The organism is Streptomyces sp. NPDC025833, from assembly GCF_055558055.1.
Map to the genome: position 1 here is coordinate 104052 of NZ_JBVHNF010000009.1, position 21933 is coordinate 125984.

Consider the following 21933-nt stretch of genomic DNA (forward strand, 5'->3'; position numbering starts at 1 on the left):
ACACCGTCAGGGCCGTCTGTCCGTCACGCGCCCGGCGCGCCCGGCGCGCCCGAGCGCGGCTTCTCCATGGCTTCCCGGAAGCGCGCGTAACCGTCCAGCTCGGGGCCGTCGCCGCGCACCTTGCGGGTCCGGCCGGCCCAACTGCCCCACAGTCCGCCGCCGACCGCGGCCACGAGCGGAATCAGCAGCCAGACAAGCACCCCCATGCCGGCCTCCCTAGGTCATGAGTGTCCGCAACTGACTGATCAGCAGATTAACCATCCGCAGGGACAACGCTCACGCGAGGGTGCCGGTTACGCAACCCGGGCGGAGTACGCGCCGGACGTGTCGCGGGCCGGATGGCTCAGCAGGCGCCGACCCACTCCTCGGTGCCGTCCGAGAAGCTCTGGTGCTTCCAGATGGGCACCTCGTGCTTGAGGTCGTCGATCAGCTTCCGGCAGGCGTCGAAGGCCTCCGCGCGGTGCGGGCAGGCCACGGCGACGACGACGGCGATGTCCCCCACCCGGAGGTCGCCCACCCGGTGGACGGCGGCCAGCGCCCGCACGGGGTGGTTCGCGACGACCTTCTCGGCGACCCGCCGCATCTCGGCCTCGGCGCTGGGGTGGCAGGAGTACCCGAGCGCGTCCACGTCGGCGCCGCCGTCGTGGTTGCGTACGGTCCCCACGAACAGCGCGATGCCCCCGGCCGCGTCGTCCCCGACGGCCCGGAAGACCTCGTCGACGGAGAGCGGGGTCTGCCGGATGCCGATCAGCCTGACGGGCTCGTCGGCCGCGTGCTCACCGGGGTGGTCGTTCGTGTGCGCCATGCGTCCATCGTGCCGTACGTCCTGGGCGGTGCGGAATACGAGCATCACCCGGCACGCGCGCGGGCCGCTTTGGAGGCTCCTACAGCGGGCGGGGGCCGGGCGCGTCAGACGCGCCGCCGGACCTTCCTGGCCCGCCGCACGACGGCCGCCGCGCCCAGCAGAGCGACCGTCGCGCCCGCCGCCCCGGCCGCCGTCGCGTCCTTGCGCCCGAGCCGCCGCCCGGCCACCGTGTGCCGCCCGGAGACCTCCTCCAGCAGCTGCGCGAGCACCTCCTCGTTGGTCCACCCGGGCCGCCACCCGGCGTCGTGCAGCCGGCTCCCGCTGACCACCCAGGGGTACATCGTGTAGGCCAGGTCGCCGGCCGGGGACGGGGTGAGCCCGATCCGGTGCAGCCGGGCCGCCGCGCCGAGCGCGACCGCCGACGGCAGCTCCATCCGCCGGATCCCGCTCAGCTCCTCGACCTCCTCCTGCTCCAGCCATCCGTCGCAGCCGACGGCCAGCTCCCCGTCGACGCGCTCCAGCACGGCGTACTCCAGGGCGCTGCACAGGTCGTCGACGTGGCAGAACTGCCAGGCGGGCCGCGACCCGGCCACGACGAGCAGCCGCGGCGACTCGAAGTACCTGGTCAGCGCGGTGTCCGTGCCACCGACCAGGACCGCCGGCCGGACCACGGTGACGTTCAGCCCCGGGTGCGCGCGGGGGGCGCGCCGCGCCAGCCGCTCGATCTCCAGCAGGTCGCCGACGCCCGTGGCCTCGGCGGTGGCGCGCAGCTCGGCGTCCTCCGACAGCGGCAGCTCGTTGTCCGGCAGCGCGCCGTAGACCATCGCCGAGGTGCACAGCACCACCCGGTGCACCCCGGCCGCCGCCGCGGCGGTCAGGACGGTCTGGGTCCCCCGGACGTTGTAGGCCGTGCGCGCCGCGGGATCCGTCTCCAGGTCGAGGTCGAGCGCGAGGTGGACGACCACGTCGGCGCCCCGCAGCTTGTCCGCGATGGCCGGGTCGCGCACGTCGAGGATGTGCCACTGCGCGTCGGCGCACTCACCCCGCCGTTCGTCGATGGCGACGACCCGCTTGATCTCCCCGGACGCGGCGAGCCGCTCGGTGAGCAGGGCGCCGACCCCGCCGGCGGCACCGGTCACCGCGACGACGGGCCCGCGCGCGGCGGCCTTCCCGTCGGCGCGCGACGCCGTCGCCGGGGGGCGGTGGCCGGGCGACGGGCTGGTTGAGTGGTTTCGCGCTGCGCGAACCTGCGGATCTGGGGAACTCACCGGGCGTCTCCAGCGGTTGTCTTCAGTACACGCGCCAGTGACGCGTACGTACCAGGTGCGTCCATCCTGCCGCAGGGCTTCCGCGGGCGAAGCACCGAGGCCCGATCGGGTCCGGGTGTCTAGGCTGGGTGGTGTTGTCGGGCAGCCGCGCCGCCGGAAAAAGACCGGTGGCCTTACCAGCCGAGGATTCCCGTGAGTGACACCCCATTCGGTTTCGGCCTTCCGCCGGAGGAGCCGGAGGACGGCGACGAGGGCAAGGAGAAGGACCAGCAGAGCGGTGGTGGGCAGGGACCGGCCAACCCGTTCGGTTTCGGCGGCCTGCCCGGAGCCGGCGGCTTCGGCGGCCCGGGCGCCGACAATCCGCTCGCCGCCATGTTCGGTTCCCTGAACCCCAACGACCTGGGCGCCGCCTTCCAGCAGCTCGGCCAGATGCTCTCCTACGAGGGCGGCCCGGTGAACTGGGACATGGCCAAGCAGATCGCCCGCCAGACGGTCGCCCAGGGCACGTCGGACGGCACCAAGGACGCCAGCGTCGGCCCCGCCGAGCGCAGGGCGGTCGAGGACGCCGTCCGGCTGGCCGACCTGTGGCTGGACGACGCGACGTCCCTGCCGTCGGGCTCCGCCTCGGCGGTGGCCTGGTCGCGGGCGGAGTGGGTCGAGGCGACCCTGCCCGCCTGGCAGGAGCTGGTCGACCCGGTGGCCGAGCGGGTCGGCGCGGCCATGGGCGACGTCCTGCCGGAGGAGATGCAGGCCATGGCGGGCCCGCTGATCGGCATGATGCGCTCGATGGGCGGCGCCATGTTCGGCACGCAGATCGGGCAGGCCGTGGGCGTGCTGGCGGGCGAGGTCGTCGGCTCCACCGACATCGGCCTGCCGCTGGGCCCGGCCGGCAAGGCCGCCCTGCTGCCGGCCAACGTGGAGGCGTTCGGCAAGGACCTGAGCGTGCCGCAGGAGGAGGTGCGGCTGTACTTGGCCCTGCGCGAGGCGGCCCACCAGCGCCTGTTCGCCCACGTCCCGTGGCTGCGCGCGCACCTGTTCGGCGCGGTCGACGGCTACGCGCGCGGGATCAAGGTGGACACCGCCAAGCTGGAGGACGTGGTCGGCCAGTTCGACCCGCAGAACCCCGAGCAGTTGCAGGACGCGCTGCAGCAGGGCATGTTCCAGCCGGAGGACACGCCCGAGCAGAAGGCCGCCCTGGCCCGTCTGGAGACCGCTCTGGCGCTCGTGGAGGGCTGGGTGGACGCGGTGGTCCACGCCGCCGCGAAACCGCGCCTGTCGTCCGCGGACGCCCTGCGCGAGACGCTGCGCCGCCGCCGTGCGACCGGCGGCCCGGCGGAGCAGACCTTCGCCACGCTGATCGGCCTGGAGCTGCGCCCGCGCCGGCTGCGCGACGCCTCCCGGCTGTGGGCCTCGCTCACGGACGCGCGCGGTGTCGACGGCCGGGACGGCCTGTGGGCCCACCCGGACATGCTGCCGACCGCGACCGACCTGGACGACCCGGACGGTTTCGTCCACCGCGAGCACATGGACTTCTCCGAGCTGGACAAGATGCTCGGGGAGGCGGCGGGCGGCGCCGCGGGCAAGCCGGACCTGCGCAAGAAGGACGACGAGGCCGAGGGCGACGACACCGAGTGAGCCTGTACGACGACGCCGTCCTGGTGCTGAAGGAGTACGAGGGCCAGGAGGAACTGCGCGACTCCTACCTGGACCACCTGTCGGCGCACCCGGACGGCATGTGGAAGAGCTGCCACGCGGGGCACCTCACGGCCAGCGCCCTGGTGATCGACCCGGAACGGGGCCGGGTCCTGCTCACGCTGCACGGCAAGCTGCGGATGTGGCTGCAGATGGGCGGCCACTGCGAGCCGGGGGACGCGACGCTGCGGGCGGCGGCCCTGCGCGAGGCGACCGAGGAGTCCGGCATCGCCGGGCTGACTCTGCTGCCCGGCGGCCCGGTGCGGCTGGACCGCCACCCGATCCCGGCCCCCTGCCACCGGCACTACGACGTCCAGTACGCCGTCCTGGCCCCGCCGGGCGCGGTGCAGCAGATCAGCGACGAGTCGCTGGACCTGCGCTGGTACGCCTACGACGAGGTGGCCGGCGTGGCGGACGGCTCGGTCGCGGCCCTGCTGGAGGCCACGCTCGCCAGGCTCTGACGCGGCGAGGGGGTGACCGCCCGTGCGGTCACCCCCTCCGGCGCCGGGCCGTCGCGGCTCAGCTCCAGGCGTTGCCCCGGTTCTGGCCGTGCGCTCCCTGCTGCCCCAGGCCGAACTGGGCGGCGACGCCCTGCCCGATCACCGCGTTCTGCGGCGGCAGCAGCTCGCTGGGCTGCACGAGCGCGAACCCGGAGCCCATGAAGCTCAGCTCCCAGCCCTCGCCGGTGCTGCCGCGTCGGCGCCACACGCCGGAGGAGTGGGTCTGCGCCTGCATCTGCACGCGCAGCGCGGTGGACCAGGCGACGATCGCGTCGGCGTCGCAGTTGACGTACCGGTCGGGCGTGACCTGCATCAGCAGCGGGGCGCCCGAGGTCATCAGGGCGACCCTGCCGCGCCCGGTGATGTTGAGCTGGTACTTCCCGGAGCCGGAGATGCCGTAGAGGCTGTCGACGGCGACGACCTCGTGGTGCAGCGAGGAGTCCATGGCGAGGACGTAGGAGCTGTCGACGGTCAGTCCGTCCGGCTCCACCTCCAGGACGTGCACGTACTGGGCGAGGTTGGCGAGGTAGACGGTGCCCTGTCCGTGGCAGCGCATCAGGTCCAGGCCCTCGCCGGTGTGCGCACGCGCGCGTGACTGGCCCTGCGTGCGGTACTCGGCGTCGAACTCGACGAGGCCCTGGTAGGCGACCATGGTGCCCTTGCGGGCCAGGACGTCGTCGTGGCCCTCCAGGGTGATCCGGAGCATCTGCTTGTTCTGCAGGCTCCAGCGCTCCTGGGTCTGGGAGTCGTTGTGCGCGAAAAGCGGGCTCTGCATGGTGTTCTGGCTCCCCCTCAGCCCCGGATCCGGAGGCGGTCGGTGCTGTCCTCGCTGGGCTGGACGACGACGATGCCCTGCCCGGAGAAGGCCATCTGGTAGGCCTCGCCGCTGCCCCGGCCGATCAGCGACTGGGCCTTGAAGCTCCGCTTGCCCTTCACCTTGAGGTTCGGCGACCAGGCGACGAGCGCGTCCGGGTCGACGTAGGTCTCGTCCTCGCCGCCCCCGCAGTCCACGACGATCGGCTGGCCGCGGGAGGTCAGCGCGACCCAGCCCTGCCCGGAGATCCTGGTGTTCCACAGGCCCTGCCCGGCGAACTTCGCGAGCCCCTTGACCCGCTCCACGCCCCAGCTGAGGTGCGCGTCGAAGGCGAGCAGGTTGGTGGCGTTCACGGAGATGCCGTCGCCGTCGAGGTTGACGACGACCACGTCGGCGCCGTAGTCGGCGAGGTAGAGCAGGCCGTCGCCGGAGCACTTCATCAGGGGCGCGCCCTCGCCGGTGGCCCAGTCCCGGGCGATCTGGCGGACGGCCGGCGGGTTGGGCTCGTACTGGACGAAGCCCTCGTAGGCGACCATCGACCCCACGCGCGCGAGGAGGTCGTTGCCGGTCTGCATGGCGACCTTCAGCATGTGGCTGCCGTGGTTCTCCATGCGGGCGGTGACGGGTGCGGGGGCGAAGCCCGCGAGCGGCTGGTTCATGACGGGCTCCCTCAGACCTCGTACGGCTGGACGACGATGAAGTTGCCGGGCGCGCCCCGGAACTGGAGGTTGACGCTCTCGCCGGTGTCGCCCGCGTAGGCGTTGCGCCGCATGCGGACCTGGCTGGAGACGATCACCTGGGAGGCGGCCGACCAGGCGACGACGGCGTGGCAGTCGGCGAAGGTGGTCGGGGTGACCGGCAGGACGACGGGCGTGCCGTGCGTCTTGACGACGATCGTGCCGGTGCCCTGGAACTGCATGGTGAACAGCGCGCCGCCCGGGATGCCGTGGCCCTCGATGCGGCGGACCTCGTACTGGAGGCTCTCGTCGAAGGCGAGGACGTTCTCCGCGGAGACGCAGAGGGCGTCGCCCTGCAGCTCGACCGGGTGCAGGTGGGTGGAGTCCTCGGCGAGGAACACCTGGCCCTGGCCGGTGCAGCGCATCAGCTGCATCTCCTGGCCGGTGGCGTTGCCGACGATCCGGCCGGCCAGTCCGGCGCCCTTGTAGCCGAAGTCGACCTTGCCCTGGTAGAGCACCATGCTGCCCTGCTTCGCGAGCACGGGCTGGCCGCCGACGCCGAGGTCGACACGGATCAGCTTCTTGTTCTGCTGCGTCCAGCGCTGGCCGGTCGGCGTCTCCTTGAACGCCTGGAGCGCGGCCGTCACCCCGGCGCCGCCCTGGGGCGCGCCCTGCGGCGCGCCGTAGCCGGGGTGCGCTCCGGGTGCCTGGTGGCCCGGGGGCATGGGCGGGGCCGGCTGTCCGCCGTAGGAGGGCGGCTGCCGGTCGTATCCGGGGGGCATGGGCGCACCGGGCTGCCCGCCGTAGGACGGCTGCTGGGGCGGCAGGCCGTAGGGCGCGGGTGCGGGGGCGGGTGCCGGCGGCGGGACGGTGCCGCCGGGCGGGGCCAGGGGCGCGATGACCGTCGGGGCACCGTGCATGTTCGGGGCGGGCGCCGGGGGCGGGGTGTGGCCGGGCGGCGGTGCGAAGCCCTGCGGTGCCGGGGCCGAAGGCGGTGCCTGGGCCGGAGGCGGCGCGGGGGCCGGGACCGGGGCGCCGAACGCGGGCGGCGCGGAGGCCTGGGCGGGCGGGGCGAAGCCGGGGGCGGCGCCGGGCTGCGGCTGCGGCGGGGCGTCGGGCGCCTCCTCCTCCAGCACCTCGCCGCCGAAGTTCTTCAGCAGCGCCTCCAGGCCGCCGTCGAAGCCCTGGCCGACCGCGGCGAACCGCCATCCGTCCTTGAAGTAGAAGTCGCCGAGCATCACGGCCCGCTCGGTGGAGAACTCCGAGCCGTCGAAGGAGTACCGCGCGACCTCCTCGCCGCCCGCGACGATGCGCAGGTAGCCGGGGGCGGTCTGCGACATCTGCCCGGCGCCGTCGATGGTCGCCGTGAAGGACAGCTTGCGGATCTGCGACGGGATGCGGTCGAGCGTGACCCGGAACGACTCCGTGTCGCCCGCCTGGGCACCCAGCAACTGGACGGACTCCTCCGGCGACTTCGGCTGGTTGAAGAAGACGAAGTAGCGGTCGTCCGACAGCCGCTCGTCGGCGTCGAGTCCGAAGCAGCTGATGTCGAAGGTCAGCCCGGGGCCGGAGATCTGCACGCCTACGTACAGATCCGTGCCCATCGTGAGGTCACTGATCCTGGCCTTGTGGCCGCGTTGGAATTCCCTGGCCATGCGTTACGACCGTCCCCCATCCCGAATGCGAGTGCGTCGCGCCAGGCTAACGGCAAAGACCGGCGGCGCACCCCGAGGGCCCGCGTCGGTACAGAGCCGGTACACAACCGCGCCGAGCCGCTCACACCGCGCGCCCCTTCACGCCCCCGGTGCCGCAGGGCCGCTCGGGCAGGCGGGGGGACGCTCAGGCGTCCCGGTCCTCGCGGGCGCCCGGCAGGTGCGGCAGCCGGGCGGCGGCGACCACGCCCTCCAGGTAGCCGCGGGCCCGCTCGGTGCGCGGGTACGGCTCCAGCAGGCGCCAGAAGTCGGGGCCGTGACCGGGGACCAGCAGGTGCGCCAGCTCGTGGCAGAGCACGTAGTCGACGACGTACTCCGGCATCCCCTGGAGGCGGTGCGAGAGCCGGATGCTGCCCTCGGCCGGGGTGCACGAACCCCAGCGGGTGTTCTGGTTGGTGACCCAGCGCACGGAGGCGGGCCGGGCCCGGCCGTCGAAGTACTGGGCGGACAGCCGCTCGGCGCGCTCGGCCAGTTCGGCGTCGCCGAGCACCCGCCGGCTCTCCTGGGCGGCGAGTTTGTCGAGCATGACGGTGACCCAGCGCTGCTCCTCCGCCTTCGACATGCGGGCGGGGATCAGCACGATGGTGCGATCGCCCTCGCGGTACGCGGAGACCGTGCGGCGGCGCCGGGAACTCCTGCGGACCTCGATCGCGCTCGCCCCCGGGCCACCGGGCGGCTGGCTCGTCGTGCTGCGCTGTGGTCTACCGGCGCTGTGCAGGGGGTCGGCGGGCACGCCCCGACGTTACCCGGTGGGCGGGGGCAAAGTCCCGGCCCCGGGATGGTTGGCCGTGGATCCCCCCCATGTGTCTGATTCCTAGGACCGATCCACTGGTGTGATATATACCGTTTCATCCGTCTTTGCGGGCTGAAGGAGTCCGTGATTTGTACGACTAATCCCTCCCCCTGTGGACAACTTCCGACGCCCGGTGGCCGGGCCCGGCATGCTGGCATGCGTCGGCGGGGCACACCCGCCGCACCGGCGGGCACACCGTGCCCTCCGGGTTCGTCGGAGGTCCCACCACATTCGGGGGGTGAGCCATGCATCCGGTGGTCAAGCCCGCGCTGCGGCGCGGCTGGCGCGATCACGGCACGGCGCAGTTCGGGATGACCCCGGCGCACGCGTTGACGCTGGGCCCGCTCGACGCGGCGACGGGCGGTCTGCTGGACCTGCTCGACGGCACCCGCGGGCTGCCGCTGCTGCGCGAGGAGGGCCGCCGCGCGCGGCTGCCGGACGGCCGGGTCGACGCGCTGGTGGAGCGGCTGGCCGGGGCCGGCCTCGTCGACGACGCCCGCGGCGGCGGACCGGCCGCGGACGCGCTGCGCGAGAAGGCGGACGTGGTCGACCGGCTCCGCCCCGACCTCGCCTCGCTGTCCCTGCTCACCCCCGAGCCCGGCGGTGCGGCCGCCCGGCTCGCGGCCCGGCGCGCCCTGCGGGTGCGGGTGCGGGGTGCGGGCCGGGTCGGCGCCCTCGTGGCGTCGGTGCTGTCGGGCGCCGGCGTCGGCGAGGTCGACGTGCGCGACGCGGGCCGCGTGGAGCCGTGGGACGTGGCGCCGGGCGGAGTGAGCGCCGAGTCGGTCGGCGACCGCCGGGACACGGCGGCACGGGCCGCCGTCCGGCGCGCGGCCCCGGACCGTCCACCGCACCGCAGCCGCGCCGGCACCGGTGCCCCCGGCCTCTCCCTGGTGATCCTCGCGCCCCGCGACGAGGTCGCCGTGCACGCCCCCGACCCGCTCGCCGCCGCACCGCTCCTGGCCTCCGGCACGCCCCACCTGTACGCCGGCGTCGTGGAGGGCACCGGCGTGGTCGGTCCGCTCGTGCTGCCGGGCGGGACGGGCTGCGCCGGATGCCTCGACCGGCACCGCGCCGACCGGGACCCCCTGTGGCCGCGGCTGGTCGCCCAGTGGCGCTCCGGCCGGCCCCGCCGGGGAGGGGCCTGCGACCTGGCCCTGGCCACGGCGGTCGCCGGTCTCGCGGCGGCGCACGCCCTGGCTTTCCTCGACGGGGGGCCACCGTCCGGTGCGGGCACCCGCTGGGAGGCGTCCCTGCCCGCTCTGACCTGGCTCGCCCACCCGGTACCGCCGCATCCGGAGTGCGGCTGCGGGGCGTCGGGGAGAGGTGAACCGGAGCACTCCCCGGCGAACGGGAGACCGCGCGCGACAATGACCGTGCAACGGCCGTCGCCGCGGCTGCGACACGACGCGGGTGGGGCACGGCCGACTGTGACTTGGAGGGCGCATGTCTGATCTTCCCCGGAAGGCGGTCACCCGGACCGCCAAGCTCGCCGCACTCCCGCTCGGCATCGCCGGCCGGGCGACCTGGGGGCTGGGCAAGCGGATCGTGGGCGAGTCCGCGGAGATCGTCGGCAGAGAGCTGCAACAGCGCACGGCGGAACAGCTCTTCAAGGTGCTCGGGGAGCTGAAGGGCGGCGCGATGAAGTTCGGGCAGGCCCTGTCCGTCTTCGAGTCGGCGCTGCCGGAGGAGGTCGCCGGCCCCTACCGCGCGGCCCTGACCAAGCTCCAGGAGGCGGCCCCGCCGATGCCGACCCGCACCGTGCACGCGGTGCTGGCGGAACGGCTCGGCGCGGACTGGCGCGACCTGTTCGAGGAGTTCGAGGACAAGCCGGCCGCCGCGGCCTCGATCGGCCAGGTGCACCGGGCGGTGTGGCACGACGGCCGCGAGGTGGCGGTCAAGGTGCAGTACCCCGGCGCGGGCGAGGCGCTGCTGTCCGACCTCGGGCAACTGAGCCGGTTCGCGCGGCTGCTGGGTCCGCTCATCCCGGGCATGGACATCAAGCCGCTGATCACGGAGCTGCGGGACCGCGTCTCCGAGGAGCTGGACTACGGCCTGGAGGCCCGGGCCCAGGCCGCGCACGCGCAGGAGTTCGCGGACGACCCGGACGTGGTCGTGCCGGCCGTGGTGCACCAGTGCGAGCAGGTCCTGGTGACCGAGTGGATCGACGGCATCCCGCTGTCCGAGGTCATCGCGGACGGCACCCGTGAACAACGTGACCGGGCCGGCCAGCTCCTGACCCGCTTCCTCTTCTCCGGGCCGGCCCGCACCGGGCTGCTGCACGCGGACCCGCACCCGGGCAACTTCCGCCTGCTGCCGGGCGGCCCGGGCGGCGAGGACGACTGGCGCCTGGGCGTGCTGGACTTCGGCACGGTCGACCGGCTCCCCGGCGGGCTGCCGGCCACGATCGGCGTCTGCCTGCGCGGGACCCTGGACGGTGAGGCGGAGGCGGTCTACGAGCTGCTCCGCGAGGAGGGGTTCGTCAAGGAGAGCGTGGAACTGGACCCGGAGGCGGTCCTCGACTACCTGCTGCCGATCATCGAGCCGGCCCGGGTGGACGCCTTCGCCTTCACCCGCTCCTGGATGCGCAGCCAGGCCGCCCGCATCGCCGATCCCCGCTCCCCCGCCCACCAGCTCGGCAAGCAGCTCAACCTGCCGCCCGCCTACCTGCTCATACACCGGGTGACGCTGAGCACGATCGGCGTCCTGTGCCAGTTGGGCGCCACGGTGCGGATGCGGGACGAACTGGAGGAGTGGATGCCGGGGTTCGCCGTCGGCGCGGCCGGGGACGACACCGGTGAGGAGGAGCCGGCCGCGGACGCCTGAGCCGACCCCGGTGACCGGGGCCGCGCGGATCGCCGTGCGGCCCGGTGACCGGCCCGGTCACCACCAGGCCGAGTCCAGGCGTCCCTCGATCGCCCGGAGGTTCTCCCGGGAGCAGCCGTCGCAGAAGTACTGCCGGACGCCGTTCTCCACGGAACAGGTCCAAGTGGCCGGCTGGGAGCCGCCGGTGGCGGGGGTGCCGCAGCGGGCGCACACGAGACGGCGGGGCTCCTCGTCGGAGCCGCCCTGATCACTTCCTCCGGGAGGACTCGTCACCCGGCGACGATAACCCCGGCCGCGGTGGATCGCCCCGCGCAACGCACCGCGGGGGCCGGTCCGTTCGGACGGACCGGCCCCCGCGGGCACGAACACTCCTCCCGGTCGGGGAGGCCACCCCTGCTCAGGTGGGTGCGTTCACCGCATGACTACTGCATGACGGCCATGGCCAGCGCGCGGCGGGCGCGCAGCGAGGCGCGCTCGGCCCGGCGCTGCATCCGCTGGGCGACCGCCAGGCGCATGGCCCGGCGTTGACTCGCCGCCTCATGGAGTCGCTCGTGCATATGCGCACGAGCCAGGGCTTCTTGCATGAGTTGCATCTCTCGGGTCCTGTTCTGGCGCGCTTCGGTCGCGCCGGTGGTGGTGAAGTCTGTGGTCGCGGAGCCGGCGGGCTCGCTGGTGGACGGCTTCATCGGGGCCTGCTTCTTGGGGTCGTGCGTGAGGGGGCGATCGATCGTTCCTGCGGTGTTCATGCCGTGACCGGGTTCTTCCGCGGGCGGCCACGCGGCCGCTTCCGGGCGACGACGACACCCTGGACGAACAGCTCTCCACCCCAGACGCCCCAGGGCTCACGGCGCTCCTTGGCGCCGGCGAGGCAGGCCTCCATCAGCGGGCAGGTGCGGCACAGGGACTTGGCGTACTCCACGTCCGCGGGCGACTCGGCGAAGAAGACCTCCGGGTCGTAGGAGCGGCAGGGGACGGGTACGCCGAGGTTCTCGATGGCGTCGTCGAGCGCGGTGAGCGCGGTGAGGGGGATCAAGGTGGAGTCCTCCGTGAGGCCGGGCGGGGTGATCGTTTGAGAAGGCGGTACGGACGGGGCGTGCGCTTCGAGTTGCACGGCTGGTCTTCCTCGTCTGGTCGTTCCGGCCGGTTGACCGGGTGGCGGCTTGGTACCGGGTTCTTGCCTTGTCCCGAGGCCCCTTCGCTCCGCCGTCCCGTTCGGGACAAACAGAAGGGCCGCGGATCCCGGGTGGGGTTCCGCGGCCCTGAAGGCGCCGGCCTGATCGGTATCAGGCTGGATCACTCCAGGGTTTCGGCCCACGGAAGGCCCACATCTGGTGGTGCTGCGTCGTCTGCTTCCGGAATCCGGCACCGGCCGCCGCAAAGGCATAGGCGTGCGCCTTTGCCACTACCGCTTCCAGTGCCTTGATCGGTCGCTCATTGCGCTCACGGGTGGAGAGACCCACGAGGGCAGGGGAGGACGCCGGGCGCACGGCACGGATGCCGGACAGACCGGTGCCCTGGTTCGAGGCGCCGAGCATGCACGTGGAGACGGTCGAGCGATCGGTCAGTTTGGCCGCGCTGACACTGCTGATGTTGATGCTGATCACTGGACTCGCCTCCTCTCGGCGTCTTGGGGGACCGGGGTGAACCGGTCCACTCGGGTGTGCAAGTACATCACGGAACCGCGGTCTTCGAGAAGGCCGCCGCTTCCGTGCCTAGAACCTATGGGGATTCCCGGGGCATGCGCAAACTATTTTTCCGACGAGTTCCCCTTAGTCATTGCCGTCGCCCTCCTCGGGCTCCTGGCCTGCGCATATGGCCAGAACATCGGCTCCGTAGCCGCGCAGCTTGCGGCTGAGGACACCGGGGATGCGGGCGAGGTCGGCCGGCGTCTCCGGACAGGCCTCCGCGATGGCCATCAGCGTCCGGTCGGTGAAGACGCAGAAGTCCGGCTGGCCGCTGCGCCGGGCCTGGACCGCCCGCCACTGCCGGAGCCGTTCGTACAGCCCTTCGTCCATGTCGGAGGGGCAGTCCTCGCAGCGCATCAGTTTCATCTCGCCCGCGTCGGTGAGCGTGCGGCCGCAGACCCGGCACCGGGCCGGGGTCCGCTGGGCGCGCCGGGGGACGGCCGCGGCGGTCGTGGTGAACCCGCGCTCGACGCTCCCGGCCGCGCCGGGGCCGCCGCGGCCGGCGGCGGGGACCGTGCCGGGGCGCAGGCCGTCCAGGAACCGGCTCGGCCTCCGGTTGGGGCGCCCGCCGGGCGAGCGGGACAGCGCCCAGGAGACGTACAGCCGTTCCCGGGCTCGGGTGACGCCGACGTAGAGCAGGCGCCGCTCCTCCTCGATCTGCTCGTCGGTGCGGGCGTAGGTGATGGGCAGCATGCCCTCGGCGACGCCGACCAGGAAGACGACGTCCCACTCCAGGCCCTTGGCCGCGTGCAGGGAGGCGAGGGTGACGCCCTGGACGGTCGGGGCGTGCTGGGCGTTGGCCCGCTCGTCGAGTTCCGCGACGAAGTCGGCGAGGCCCGCTCCCGGCCGGGCGGCGGCGAGGTCGTGGGCGAGGCCGACCAGGGCGGCCAGGGACTCCCAGCGCTCCCTGACGGCCCCGGAACCCGCCGGAGGCCTGCTGGTCCAGCCCTCGCCGGAGAGGACGGCGCGGACCTGGGACGGCAGGTCGGCGGCGTCGTCGAGGAGGGAGTCGTTACCGCCGAAGCGGGCCGCGCCGCGCAGGGCGATGCCGGCCTTGCGGATCTCGGGCCGGTCGAAGAAGCGCTCGGCTCCGCGCAGCTGGTAGGCCACCCCGGCGTCGGCGAGGGCCTGCTCGTAGATCTCGGACTGGGAGTTGGTGCGGAACAGCACGGCGATCTCGGCGGGCGGGACGCCCGCGTCGATCAGTTCGCGGATGCGGCGGGCGGCGCCCTCGGCCTCGGCGGGCTCGTCGGTGTACTCGGCATGGACGGGTTCGGGGCCCGGGGGGCGCTGGGAGACGAGTTCCAGCCGGTGGTCGGCGGCCCGGCCGCGGGCTTGGGCGAGCAGGCCGTTGGCGAGCCGGACCACCTGCGGGGTGGACCGGTAGTCGCGGACCAGCTTCACCACGGTGGCGCCGGGGTGCCGGGCGCGGAAGTCGAGCAGGTGGTCGGGCGTTGCTCCGGTGAACGAGTAGATGGTCTGGCTCGCGTCACCGACGACGCACAGGCTGTCCCGGTCGCCGAGCCACAGGTCGAGCAGCCGCTGCTGCAGCGGGCTGACGTCCTGGTACTCGTCGACGACGAAGTGCTGGTACTGCGCGCGGACCTGTTCGGCGATGTCACGCCGGTCCTGGAGGACGGCGACGGTCAGCAGCAGGACGTCCTCGAAGTCGATGACCGCGCGGTCGCGCTTGAGGTCCTCGTAGGCCGCGTAGAGGTGGGCGATCTCGGCCGCGTCGCGGGAGGTGTCGCGGCCGGCCTTCGCTGCCGCGTACGGATAGTCGGCGGGAACCGTCTGGGTGACCTTGGACCATTCGATCTCCGAGGTCACGTCCCGCAGCTCGTTCCGGTCGAGGCGGGTGCCGAGGGCGGCGGCCGCGTCGGCGACGAGCTGGATCTTCCGGTCGACGAGCCGGGGCAGGGAGCCGCCGATCGCTTTCGGCCAGAAGTACTGGAGCTGGCGCAGGGCGGCGGAGTGGAAGGTGCGGGCCTGGACGCCCTGGGCGCCGAGCTGGCGCAGCCGGCCGCGCATCTCCCCGGCGGCCCGGTTGGTGAAGGTGACGGCGAGCACGCCGGAGGGCGGCAGGATGCCGGCGCGCACCCCGTAGGCGATGCGGTGGGTGATCGCCCGGGTCTTGCCGGTGCCCGCTCCGGCCAGCACGCACACCGGGCCGTGCAGGGCGGTGGCCACCTCGCGCTGCTCGGGGTCGAGCCCTTCGAGCACCGCGTCGGCCGTCTCCGGTGTCCGCGGGAAGAGGGGGGAGTGCGTTGCTGCTGTCACCCCGCCATGCTGCCAGGTCGCCCGGGACGGTCGCGCCGGTTGTCCACAGGCGGGGGCTTGCGGTCGTACTGATGCGACAGGCATCACAACGTACGAAGGGAGACGGTGGACGGGGTTACAGCGGACGTGAGCAGGAGAGGCGTACCCCGGCGGAGGACACGGGCGGGAGGGGCGTACCCCGGCGGGGAATGGCGGGCCGCCCGTCCGTGTTCCCTCCGTGCAGAGGTTGTCCCCGAGCTGCCTGAGGAGAGCGAGAGATGCAGGGCACTGTGACGATGTACAGCACGACGTGGTGCGGCTACTGCCGGCGGCTGAAGAGCCAGATGGACCGCGAAGGCATCGCGTACAGCGAGATCAACATCGAGCAGGACCCCGAGTCCGCGGCCTTCGTGGAGAAGGCGAACGGCGGCAACCAGACGGTCCCGACCGTGCTCTTCCCGGACGGCTCGACGCTGACGAACCCGTCGCTGGCCCAGGTGAAGCAGAAGCTCACCGTGTGACGTCCCACCGGTTTCCCCGGTGGCCGGACCTTGGCCGGTGACCGTGCGCAGGGCGGCCTCCCCGTCGACGGGGAGGCCGCCCTGTCGTCTGTCTCGGACCTCTCGGGTCTCTCGGGTCCCTCAGACGAAGCTGCGTTCCGGCAGGGGCTTGCCGTACCACATCTCGATCAGCCGGGCCGCGATGGAGATGCCGTAGGGCGGCAGCACCTCGCCGGACTCGAAGGCCGCGTGCAGTTCCTCGCGGGAGAACCAGCGGGCCTCGTGGATCTCGTCCCCGTCGACGTCGATCTCGGTGGAGGTGGCGCGGGCCATGAAGCCGAGCATCAGGCTGGACGGGAAGGGCCAGGGCTGGCTGGCGACGTACTCGACCGGGCCGACGGTGACGCCGACCTCCTCGCAGACCTCGCGGCGCACCGCGTTCTCGATGGACTCGCCGGGCTCGACGAATCCGGCGAGCGTGGAGAAGCGGCCCTCGGGCCAGTGCACCTGGCGGCCGAGGAGGATGCGGTCGTCCTCGTCCGTGACGGCCATGATCACGGCCGGGTCGGTGCGCGGGTAGTGCTCGCCGCCGCAGGCCGGGCAGCGGCGGATGTGGCCGGCCGCCGCGATGACGGTGCGCTCGCCGCAGCGGGAGCAGAAGCGGTGGGTGCGCTGCCAGTTCTCCAGGCCGACCGCGTGCACCATCAGGCCCGTGTCGCGCGGCGACAGCAGCAGGCCGGCCTCGCGCAGCCCCGCCGGGCGCGCGGACTGGTCGATGCGGCCCGGCAGCGAGTCCTTCTGGAGCGCGAAGTAGCTGACGCCGTCCTCGTCGATGCCGAGGAAGTAGCGGTGCGCCTCCGTGAGGGGGGCCTCGAAGGACGGCGTCATGACGAGTTCGGTCCGGCCGTCCGGGGTCTCGTCGATGAGCACCTGACCGCCGGAGACGACGAAACAGCGGGTCGTGGGGTGGCTCCACGCCGCCGCGAGCCAGGCCTCGTCCAGCCGGTGGTGGGCGGCGCGGTCGATGCCGCCCGAGGCGGTCAGGGAGATGGGTCGGTCGGCTGTTCGGTCGGTCCAGGTGGTCACGGGTGCTTCCAACTCCCCCAGTACAGCGGTTCGTTCGTCGGGTGGTTCGGTGGGACACGGGGCGGGTGGGCACCGGGTCGGGCGCGGGCGGCGGTTCTTCCAGTGTGCCCCGCTTTCGGCGCCCTCCCGTGCGTGCCGGCCGGTCAGGGTGCGGAGCGCCAGTTCAGGGCCAGGTCACCCCACAGGTAGGCGCTGGTCTCCACGCCCTTGAGGAGGAGGTCCAGCTCGACCTTCTCGTCGGGCGCGTGCCAGCCGTCGGACGGGACGGAGATGCCCAGGAAGAGCACGGGGGCGCCGAGGACCTCCTGGAGGTCGGCGGCGGGTCCGGAGCCGCCCTCGCGAGTGAAGCGGACGGGGCTCTGGAAGGCGCGCCCCATGGCGCGGACGACGGACTGGAGCGCGGGGTGGTCGAGCGGGGTCAGGCACGGGCGCGTGGCCGAGCCGAACTCGACCTCGTACCGGATCCCCGCGGGCACCTGCTCGGCGGCCCAGGCCCGGACGGCCTTCTCGACGTGGTCGGGGTCCTGTCCGGCGACCAGCCGGAAGGAGAGCTTCACCGTGGCCGTGGACGGGATGATCGTCTTGCTGCCCGGGCCCTGGTAGCCGCCGCCGATGCCGTTGACCTCGGCGGTCGGGCGGGCCCAGATGCGCTCCAGGGTCGAGTACCCGGCCTCGCCGTGCAGGGCGTCCGACTTGGCGGTGCGCAGCCAGCTCTCCTCGTCGAAGGGCAGTTCGGCGAAGAGTTCCCGCTCCCGGTCGGTCAGCTCGACGATGCCGTCGTAGAAGCCGGGGACCGTCACGCGCGCGTGCTCGTCGTGCAGGGCGGCGACGAGGCGGGCGGCGGCGGTGGCCGGGTTGGGCACGGCGCCGCCGAAGGAGCCGGAGTGGATGTCCTGGCCGGGGCCGTGGAACCGGATCTCGCACTCGGCCAGGCCCCGCATACCGGTGCAGACGGTCGGGGTGTCCTCGGCCCACATGCCGGTGTCGGAGACGATCACGGCGTCGGCGGCGAGCCGGCCGGCCCGCTCCTGCACCAGCGCCCGGAAGTGCGGGGAGCCCGACTCCTCCTCGCCCTCGATCAGCAGCTTGAGGTTGACGGCCGGCGCGGTGCGGCCGGTGGCGGCGAGGTGGGCGCGGACGCCGAGTGTGTGGAAGAACACCTGGCCCTTGTCGTCGGCGGCCCCGCGCGCGTAGAGCCGGTTCCCGCGGACGACCGGCTCGAAGGGGTCGCTGCTCCAGCCGTCCTTGCGGGCGGCGGGCTGCACGTCGTGGTGGCCGTAGACCAGGACCGTGGGCGCCTGCGGGTCGCCGGAGGGCCACTCGGCGAAGACGGCGGGGGCTCCCGGGGTCTGCCAGACCTCGGCGGTCGGGAAGCCGGTCTCCCGGAGCTTGGCGGCGAGCCAGTCCGCGCTGCGCCGTACATCGGGCGCGTGGTCGGGCTGCGCCGACACGGACGGGATGCGCAGCCATGCGGTGAGGTCGTCGAGGAAGGCGGCGCGGTGCTGCTCGATGTACGTGCGGACGGCGCTGTCCGGGGTCTGGCTCATGCTTCCGAGCCTATCCGCCCGCGCGGGCGTCTCCGGAGGGCGGTTCGTCACACTCGGGGCGCCTTGGGCGGCCACTCCGTCTCCTCCGTGAGCAGCCGTTCCAGCGCGGCCCGGCCGGGCAGGCCGGCGGGCCGTACGACCTCGCCGGTGCGCACGTACAGGAAGCCGGCCGTGACCGACTCCAGCGGCACGCCCTGCTGCTCGGCCCAGGCCAGCCGGTAGACGGCGAGCTGGAGCGGGTCGGCGGTGCGGTGGCGGCTCGTCTTCCAGTCGACGATCTCGTACGTCGTCCCGTCCCCGTCGCCGTGGCGGTAGACGGCGTCGATCCGGCCGCGGACGACGCGGCCGGCGAGGGTGAGCTGGAAGGGGGCCTCGACCCGGTACGGGGTGCGCCGGGCGTAGTCGGTGCGTTCGAACGCCTCCTTCAGCGCTTCCAGGTCGCGTTCGTCGGCGATCTCCGCGTCGCCGCCGGGCAGCTCGTCCGGTTCCAGCAGGGGCAGGGTCAGTTCCTCGAAGCGGGCCTCCACCCAGGCGTGGAACCGGGTGCCCCGGCGCGCGGCCGGCTGTGGGGGGCGCGGCATGGGGCGTGCGAGTTCCTGCGCGAGCCCGTCCGGGTCCTCGGCCAGCAGCAGCAGCTGGGACGCGGTGAGCGTGGCGGGCAGGGGCACGTCGGTGACGGCCCGTCGGGAGCGCAGCAGCTCTCCGGCGAGCGCGTCCAGGTCGCGGTCCCAGGAGGCGACGGCGCGGGCCTCCTCGGGCGTGACGGCGGCCGGGTCCGGCGGTCCGGCGGGCCCGTGGCCGCGCGGGGCGGGCGCCTGACGGGGGACGGTGGGCCGCTCGGCGCTCCGGGCGTCCCGGCCGGCGGGGCGGTCCGGCGCGGGGCCGGCGGCGGTGTCCGGGGACGGCGCGGGGCGCGGCGCCCCGGCGTCGTCCGGGAGCGCTTCGTGGAACGCGTCCTCGGCGTACGGGGCCTCCTCGCCGTACGGGGAGTCGTCTCCGTACGGGAAGGCTTCCTCGTAGGCGCGGTCGTCCTCGTAGGCCTGGTCGTCCTCGGGGTGGAGGTCCCCGTCGGGTTCCTCGCCGAACGGGGTGTCATCGAACGGGTCCTCGTCGAGCGGGTCCTCCTCGGGTGGTGCGGGCCAGTCCGGGTGTGCGTCGCCCGCGGGGTCGTGCGGGGCGGGGGCGGGGCCGCCGGGCCGGGCGGCGAGGGCGTCGAGGTGGGCGAGGACGGTCTCGGCGGCGGCGCGGCGGCGGGCCAGGGCGGCGGCGTCCAGCGGCAGCGGCCACACCTGGTCGGCGCCGGCCGTGTGCAGGGCCGGGTTCTCCTCGTCCTCGGCCGGCTCGTCGGCCCACGCCTCGATCTCGCCGTGGCCGGCCGCGCAGTGGTCGTACAGGGCCCGGAGGAAGTCGGACGGGCCGCGCGGTTTCTTCTGGCTGGGCCCCCACCAGTGGCCCGAGCCGAGCAGGAGCGAGCGGGGCCGGGTGAAGGTGACGTAGCCGAGTCGGAGTTCCTCGGTGTGCTGGTGGTCCTTCATGGCCTCGTGGAAGGCCTTCATGCCCCGCGCGTCCCAGCCGTCGATCTCGGGCAGGGTGTCGGTGTCGCCGCGCAGGGCGTGCGGCAGCACCTTGGCCTGCGCGGTCCACTTCTCGCGGCCCTGGGCGCTGGGGAAGGTGCCGGTCACCAGCCCGGGCACGGCCACGACGTCCCACTCCAGGCCCTTGGACTTGTGCGCGGTGAGCACCTTGACGGTGTTCTCCCCGCCGGGCAGGGCGTTGTCGAGCCCCTTCTCGTACTGCGCGGCGGTCCGCAGGAAGCCCAGGAAGGCCAGCAGGGTCGCCTGGCCGTCGCCCGCGGCGAAGGAGGCGGCGACGTCCAGGAAGTTGGAGAGGGTCTCGCGGCGGCGGGCGGCGAGCGCGTGCGGGGACGCCGACAGCTCCACCTCCAGGCCGGTCACGGCGAGGACGCGGTGCAGGACGTCCATCAGCGGGTCGGACAGCGAACGCCGCAGGTCACGCAGTTCGGCGGCGAGCCGGGCGAAGCGCACGCGCGCGTCCGGCGAGAACGGCAGCCCGTCGTCGGCATCCTCACCGAGGCCGCCCGGGCCCACCGGCGTTTCGAGGAAGGTGTCCAGGGCGTCCGCGAGCGAGACGACCTCGGACGGGTCGGTGCCCTCCACGGCGGCCGCGAGTCGCCGGTCGGGGTCGTCGGCGCCCTCCACGCGCGCGTGGGCGACCAGCAGCCGGGCGCGCCGGCCCAGCAGGGCGAGGTCGCGCGGGCCGATGCGCCAGCGCGGTCCGGTCAGCAGGCGTACCAGGGCCGCGTTCGCGCCGGGGTCCTGGAGGACCTCGCAGACCGCGACGAGGTCGGCGATCTCGGGCAGGTGCAGCAGGCCGGAGAGACCGACCACCTCGACGGGGACGTCGCGGGCGACCAGGGCGCCCTGGATCTCGGCGAAGTCGGTCGCGGTCCGGCACAGGACGGCGATCTCGCCGGGGGGCGTGCCGGTGCGCACGAGGTGGGCGAGGGAGTCGGCGATCCAGTCGATCTCCTCGGCGTGGGTCGGCAGCAGGGCGCAGCGGACCGTGCCGTCGTGCTCGGCGCCGGGGGCCGGGCGCAGGGCCTCCACGCCCGCGTGCATGGCGCGCAGGGGTGCGGCGAGGCCGTTGGCGAGGTCGAGCAGGCGGCCACCGCTGCGGCGGTTCTCGCTGAGCGCCTGCCGGGTCGCGGGCCGGCCGTCGGCCCGGGCGAAGTGGTCGGGGAAGTCGTCCAGGTTGGCGACGGACGCGCCGCGCCAGCCGTAGATGGCCTGGCAGGGGTCGCCGACGGCGGTCACCGGGTGGCCGGTGCCGTCGCCGAACAGGCCCGCCAGCAGCACGCGCTGGGCGACCGAGGTGTCCTGGTACTCGTCGAGGAGCACCACGCGGAACTCCTCGCGCAGCAGGCGGCCCACCTCGGGGACGGAGGCGAGGCGGGCCGACAGCGCGATCTGGTCGCCGAAGTCGAGCAGGTCCCGCTCGCGTTTGGCGGCCCGGTAGCGCTGGACGAGGTCGGTGAGTTCGCGGCGGGCCGCGGCCGTCTCCGGGACCTTGCGCAGGTCGGCGTTGGAGAGCCGGACGCCTTCCAGGGTGTGCAGCAGGGCGGTGTCCCAGGCGCGCAGTTCCCCGGGTTCGACGAGGTGTTCGGCGAGCTCGGAGTCGAGCGCGAGCAGGTCGCTGACGAGGTCGGCGAAGGAGCGGGTCAGCGCCGGGTACGGGCCGGGGGCCTCGCGCAGCACCCGCGCGGCGAGCTGGTAACGGGTGGCGTCGGCCAGCAGGCGGGAGCTGGGTTCCAGGCCGAGGCGCAGGCCGTGGTCGGTGAGCAGGCGGCCGGCGAAGGCGTGGTAGGTCGAGATGACCGGCTCGCCGGGCGGGTTCTCGGGGTCGATCGCCTCGGGGTCGGTGACGCCGGCCTTGACCAGCGCCTTGCGGACGCGTTCGGCCAGCTCGCCGGCGGCCTTGTTGGTGAAGGTCAGGCCGAGGACCTGTTCGGGGGCGACCTGTCCGGTGCCGACCAGCCAGACCACGCGGGCCGCCATCACGGTGGTCTTGCCCGACCCGGCCCCGGCCACGATCACCTGCGGGGCGGGCGGCGCGACGATGCAGGCCGTCTGCTCCGGGGTGAAGGGGATGCCGAGGAGCTCTTTGAGCTGCTCGGGGTCGCTGATACGGGCGGGCATGTCGGAAAAGGCTAGCGGCGGGGACTGACAGTCGACGCCCGGTCGGCCGCCCGAGA

The 21933-nt window shown here is 73.9% G+C and carries 20 protein-coding genes; 5 read left to right on the top strand and 15 right to left on the bottom strand.

The genetic code is table 11. The features are described from left to right. Positions 1 to 23: 23 nt before the first annotated feature. The 3 genes from ACZ4K2_RS17540 to ACZ4K2_RS17550 form a co-directional block, all read right to left on the bottom strand. Positions 24 to 206 (bottom strand): hypothetical protein, encoded by a 183-nt coding sequence (locus tag ACZ4K2_RS17540; protein ID WP_467473669.1) that lies wholly within the window; start codon positions 204 to 206, stop codon positions 24 to 26. A 137-nt stretch (positions 207 to 343) separates the two neighbouring features. After that, a complete protein-coding gene (locus ACZ4K2_RS17545; RefSeq protein WP_467473671.1) occupies positions 344 to 805 on the bottom strand; it encodes a molybdenum cofactor biosynthesis protein MoaE in 462 nt (153 codons plus the stop codon). Positions 806 to 909: 104 nt separating this feature from the next. Continuing rightward, positions 910 to 2073 carry an SDR family oxidoreductase gene (locus ACZ4K2_RS17550; protein ID WP_467473672.1) on the bottom strand — a complete coding sequence of 388 codons (1164 nt, stop codon included), beginning with the start codon at positions 2071 to 2073 and terminating at the stop codon, positions 910 to 912. Positions 2074 to 2265: 192 nt separating this feature from the next. Between ACZ4K2_RS17550 and ACZ4K2_RS17555 the strand changes: the two genes are divergently transcribed. Together ACZ4K2_RS17555 and ACZ4K2_RS17560 are read left to right on the top strand one after the other, a co-directional pair. Further along, a complete protein-coding gene (locus ACZ4K2_RS17555; protein ID WP_467473674.1) occupies positions 2266 to 3708 on the top strand; it encodes a zinc-dependent metalloprotease in 1443 nt (480 codons plus the stop codon). Further along, on the top strand, positions 3705 to 4226 hold the full coding sequence (locus tag ACZ4K2_RS17560) for an NUDIX hydrolase (protein ID WP_467473675.1): 522 nt from the start codon (positions 3705 to 3707) through the stop codon (positions 4224 to 4226). Before ACZ4K2_RS17555 ends, ACZ4K2_RS17560 begins: the two co-directional genes overlap by 4 nt. 58 nt (positions 4227 to 4284) lie before the next feature. Here the strand turns inward: ACZ4K2_RS17560 and ACZ4K2_RS17565 are convergent, their stop codons facing one another. From ACZ4K2_RS17565 to ACZ4K2_RS17580, 4 genes are all read right to left on the bottom strand, one after another. Continuing rightward, positions 4285 to 5040, bottom strand: coding sequence for an AIM24 family protein (locus tag ACZ4K2_RS17565; protein ID WP_467473678.1), 756 nt, complete (start codon positions 5038 to 5040; stop codon positions 4285 to 4287). A 17-nt stretch (positions 5041 to 5057) separates the two neighbouring features. Further along, positions 5058 to 5738 (bottom strand): AIM24 family protein, encoded by a 681-nt coding sequence (locus ACZ4K2_RS17570; RefSeq protein ID WP_467473680.1) that lies wholly within the window; start codon positions 5736 to 5738, stop codon positions 5058 to 5060. Between the two features lie 11 nt (positions 5739 to 5749). Next, positions 5750 to 7411 (bottom strand): TerD family protein, encoded by a 1662-nt coding sequence (locus tag ACZ4K2_RS17575; RefSeq protein ID WP_467473682.1) that lies wholly within the window; start codon positions 7409 to 7411, stop codon positions 5750 to 5752. Positions 7412 to 7595: 184 nt separating this feature from the next. Beyond that, the gene (locus ACZ4K2_RS17580; protein WP_467473683.1) at positions 7596 to 8201 is read right to left on the bottom strand and encodes a M48 metallopeptidase family protein; all 606 of its coding nucleotides are present in this window, start codon (positions 8199 to 8201) and stop codon (positions 7596 to 7598) included. 305 nt (positions 8202 to 8506) lie between these two features. Between ACZ4K2_RS17580 and ACZ4K2_RS17585 the strand changes: the two genes are divergently transcribed. Continuing rightward, positions 8507 to 9712: a TOMM precursor leader peptide-binding protein gene (locus ACZ4K2_RS17585; RefSeq protein ID WP_467473685.1), complete on the top strand. Its 1206-nt coding sequence runs from the start codon at positions 8507 to 8509 to the stop codon at positions 9710 to 9712. Next, positions 9705 to 11084, top strand: coding sequence for an ABC1 kinase family protein (locus ACZ4K2_RS17590; protein WP_467473687.1), 1380 nt, complete (start codon positions 9705 to 9707; stop codon positions 11082 to 11084). The genes ACZ4K2_RS17585 and ACZ4K2_RS17590 overlap by 8 nt, the downstream gene beginning before the upstream one ends. Positions 11085 to 11141: 57 nt before the next feature. Here the strand turns inward: ACZ4K2_RS17590 and ACZ4K2_RS17595 are convergent, their stop codons facing one another. From ACZ4K2_RS17595 to ACZ4K2_RS17615, 5 genes are all read right to left on the bottom strand, one after another. After that, positions 11142 to 11357, bottom strand: coding sequence for a hypothetical protein (locus ACZ4K2_RS17595; RefSeq protein ID WP_467473688.1), 216 nt, complete (start codon positions 11355 to 11357; stop codon positions 11142 to 11144). A 149-nt stretch (positions 11358 to 11506) separates the two neighbouring features. Then, positions 11507 to 11830 (bottom strand): hypothetical protein, encoded by a 324-nt coding sequence (locus tag ACZ4K2_RS17600; RefSeq protein WP_467473690.1) that lies wholly within the window; start codon positions 11828 to 11830, stop codon positions 11507 to 11509. Next, positions 11827 to 12195 (bottom strand): WhiB family transcriptional regulator, encoded by a 369-nt coding sequence (locus ACZ4K2_RS17605; RefSeq protein WP_467473691.1) that lies wholly within the window; start codon positions 12193 to 12195, stop codon positions 11827 to 11829. The genes ACZ4K2_RS17600 and ACZ4K2_RS17605 overlap by 4 nt, the downstream gene beginning before the upstream one ends. 172 nt (positions 12196 to 12367) lie before the next feature. Further along, the gene (locus ACZ4K2_RS17610) at positions 12368 to 12688 is read right to left on the bottom strand and encodes a hypothetical protein (RefSeq protein WP_467473694.1); all 321 of its coding nucleotides are present in this window, start codon (positions 12686 to 12688) and stop codon (positions 12368 to 12370) included. Between the two features lie 165 nt (positions 12689 to 12853). After that, entirely contained in the window at positions 12854 to 15133 is a 2280-nt protein-coding gene (locus ACZ4K2_RS17615; protein ID WP_467473696.1) for an ATP-dependent DNA helicase UvrD2, read from the bottom strand. A 173-nt stretch (positions 15134 to 15306) separates the two neighbouring features. Here ACZ4K2_RS17615 and ACZ4K2_RS17620 point away from each other — a divergent pair, with 173 nt between their 5' ends. Further along, a complete protein-coding gene (locus ACZ4K2_RS17620; RefSeq protein ID WP_467473698.1) occupies positions 15307 to 15549 on the top strand; it encodes a mycoredoxin in 243 nt (80 codons plus the stop codon). A 120-nt stretch (positions 15550 to 15669) separates the two neighbouring features. On the opposite strand, the gene nudC is transcribed toward ACZ4K2_RS17620, so the two are convergent. The 3 genes from nudC to ACZ4K2_RS17635 all read right to left on the bottom strand — a co-directional run bounded on the left by nudC (position 15670) and on the right by ACZ4K2_RS17635 (position 21877). Further along, on the bottom strand, positions 15670 to 16614 hold the full coding sequence (nudC, locus tag ACZ4K2_RS17625) for an NAD(+) diphosphatase (protein ID WP_467473700.1): 945 nt from the start codon (positions 16612 to 16614) through the stop codon (positions 15670 to 15672). A 143-nt stretch (positions 16615 to 16757) separates the two neighbouring features. After that, entirely contained in the window at positions 16758 to 18161 is a 1404-nt protein-coding gene (locus tag ACZ4K2_RS17630; RefSeq protein ID WP_467473702.1) for a dipeptidase, read from the bottom strand. Positions 18162 to 18208: 47 nt separating this feature from the next. Further along, complete coding sequence (locus tag ACZ4K2_RS17635) at positions 18209 to 21877, bottom strand: UvrD-helicase domain-containing protein (RefSeq protein WP_467473703.1); 3669 nt, start codon at positions 21875 to 21877, stop codon at positions 18209 to 18211. Positions 21878 to 21933: the final 56 nt, after the last annotated feature.

Bases quoted from the DNA above. Each gene is read 5' to 3' on its own strand.
- ACZ4K2_RS17540 (WP_467473669.1), bottom strand. From the start codon at position 206: ATGGGGGTGCTTGTCTGGCTGCTGATTCCGCTCGTGGCCGCGGTCGGC.
- ACZ4K2_RS17545 (WP_467473671.1), bottom strand. From the start codon at position 805: ATGGCGCACACGAACGACCACCCCGGTGAGCACGCGGCCGACGAGCCC.
- ACZ4K2_RS17565 (WP_467473678.1), bottom strand. From the start codon at position 5,040: ATGCAGAGCCCGCTTTTCGCGCACAACGACTCCCAGACCCAGGAGCGC.
- ACZ4K2_RS17570 (WP_467473680.1), bottom strand. From the start codon at position 5,738: ATGAACCAGCCGCTCGCGGGCTTCGCCCCCGCACCCGTCACCGCCCGC.
- ACZ4K2_RS17575 (WP_467473682.1), bottom strand. From the start codon at position 7,411: ATGGCCAGGGAATTCCAACGCGGCCACAAGGCCAGGATCAGTGACCTC.
- ACZ4K2_RS17585 (WP_467473685.1), top strand. From the start codon at position 8,507: ATGCATCCGGTGGTCAAGCCCGCGCTGCGGCGCGGCTGGCGCGATCAC.
- ACZ4K2_RS17590 (WP_467473687.1), top strand. From the start codon at position 9,705: ATGTCTGATCTTCCCCGGAAGGCGGTCACCCGGACCGCCAAGCTCGCC.
- ACZ4K2_RS17600 (WP_467473690.1), bottom strand. From the start codon at position 11,830: ATGAACACCGCAGGAACGATCGATCGCCCCCTCACGCACGACCCCAAG.
- ACZ4K2_RS17615 (WP_467473696.1), bottom strand. From the start codon at position 15,133: ATGCCTGTCGCATCAGTACGACCGCAAGCCCCCGCCTGTGGACAACCG.
- ACZ4K2_RS17620 (WP_467473698.1), top strand. From the start codon at position 15,307: ATGCAGGGCACTGTGACGATGTACAGCACGACGTGGTGCGGCTACTGC.
- ACZ4K2_RS17630 (WP_467473702.1), bottom strand. From the start codon at position 18,161: ATGAGCCAGACCCCGGACAGCGCCGTCCGCACGTACATCGAGCAGCAC.
- ACZ4K2_RS17635 (WP_467473703.1), bottom strand. From the start codon at position 21,877: ATGCCCGCCCGTATCAGCGACCCCGAGCAGCTCAAAGAGCTCCTCGGC.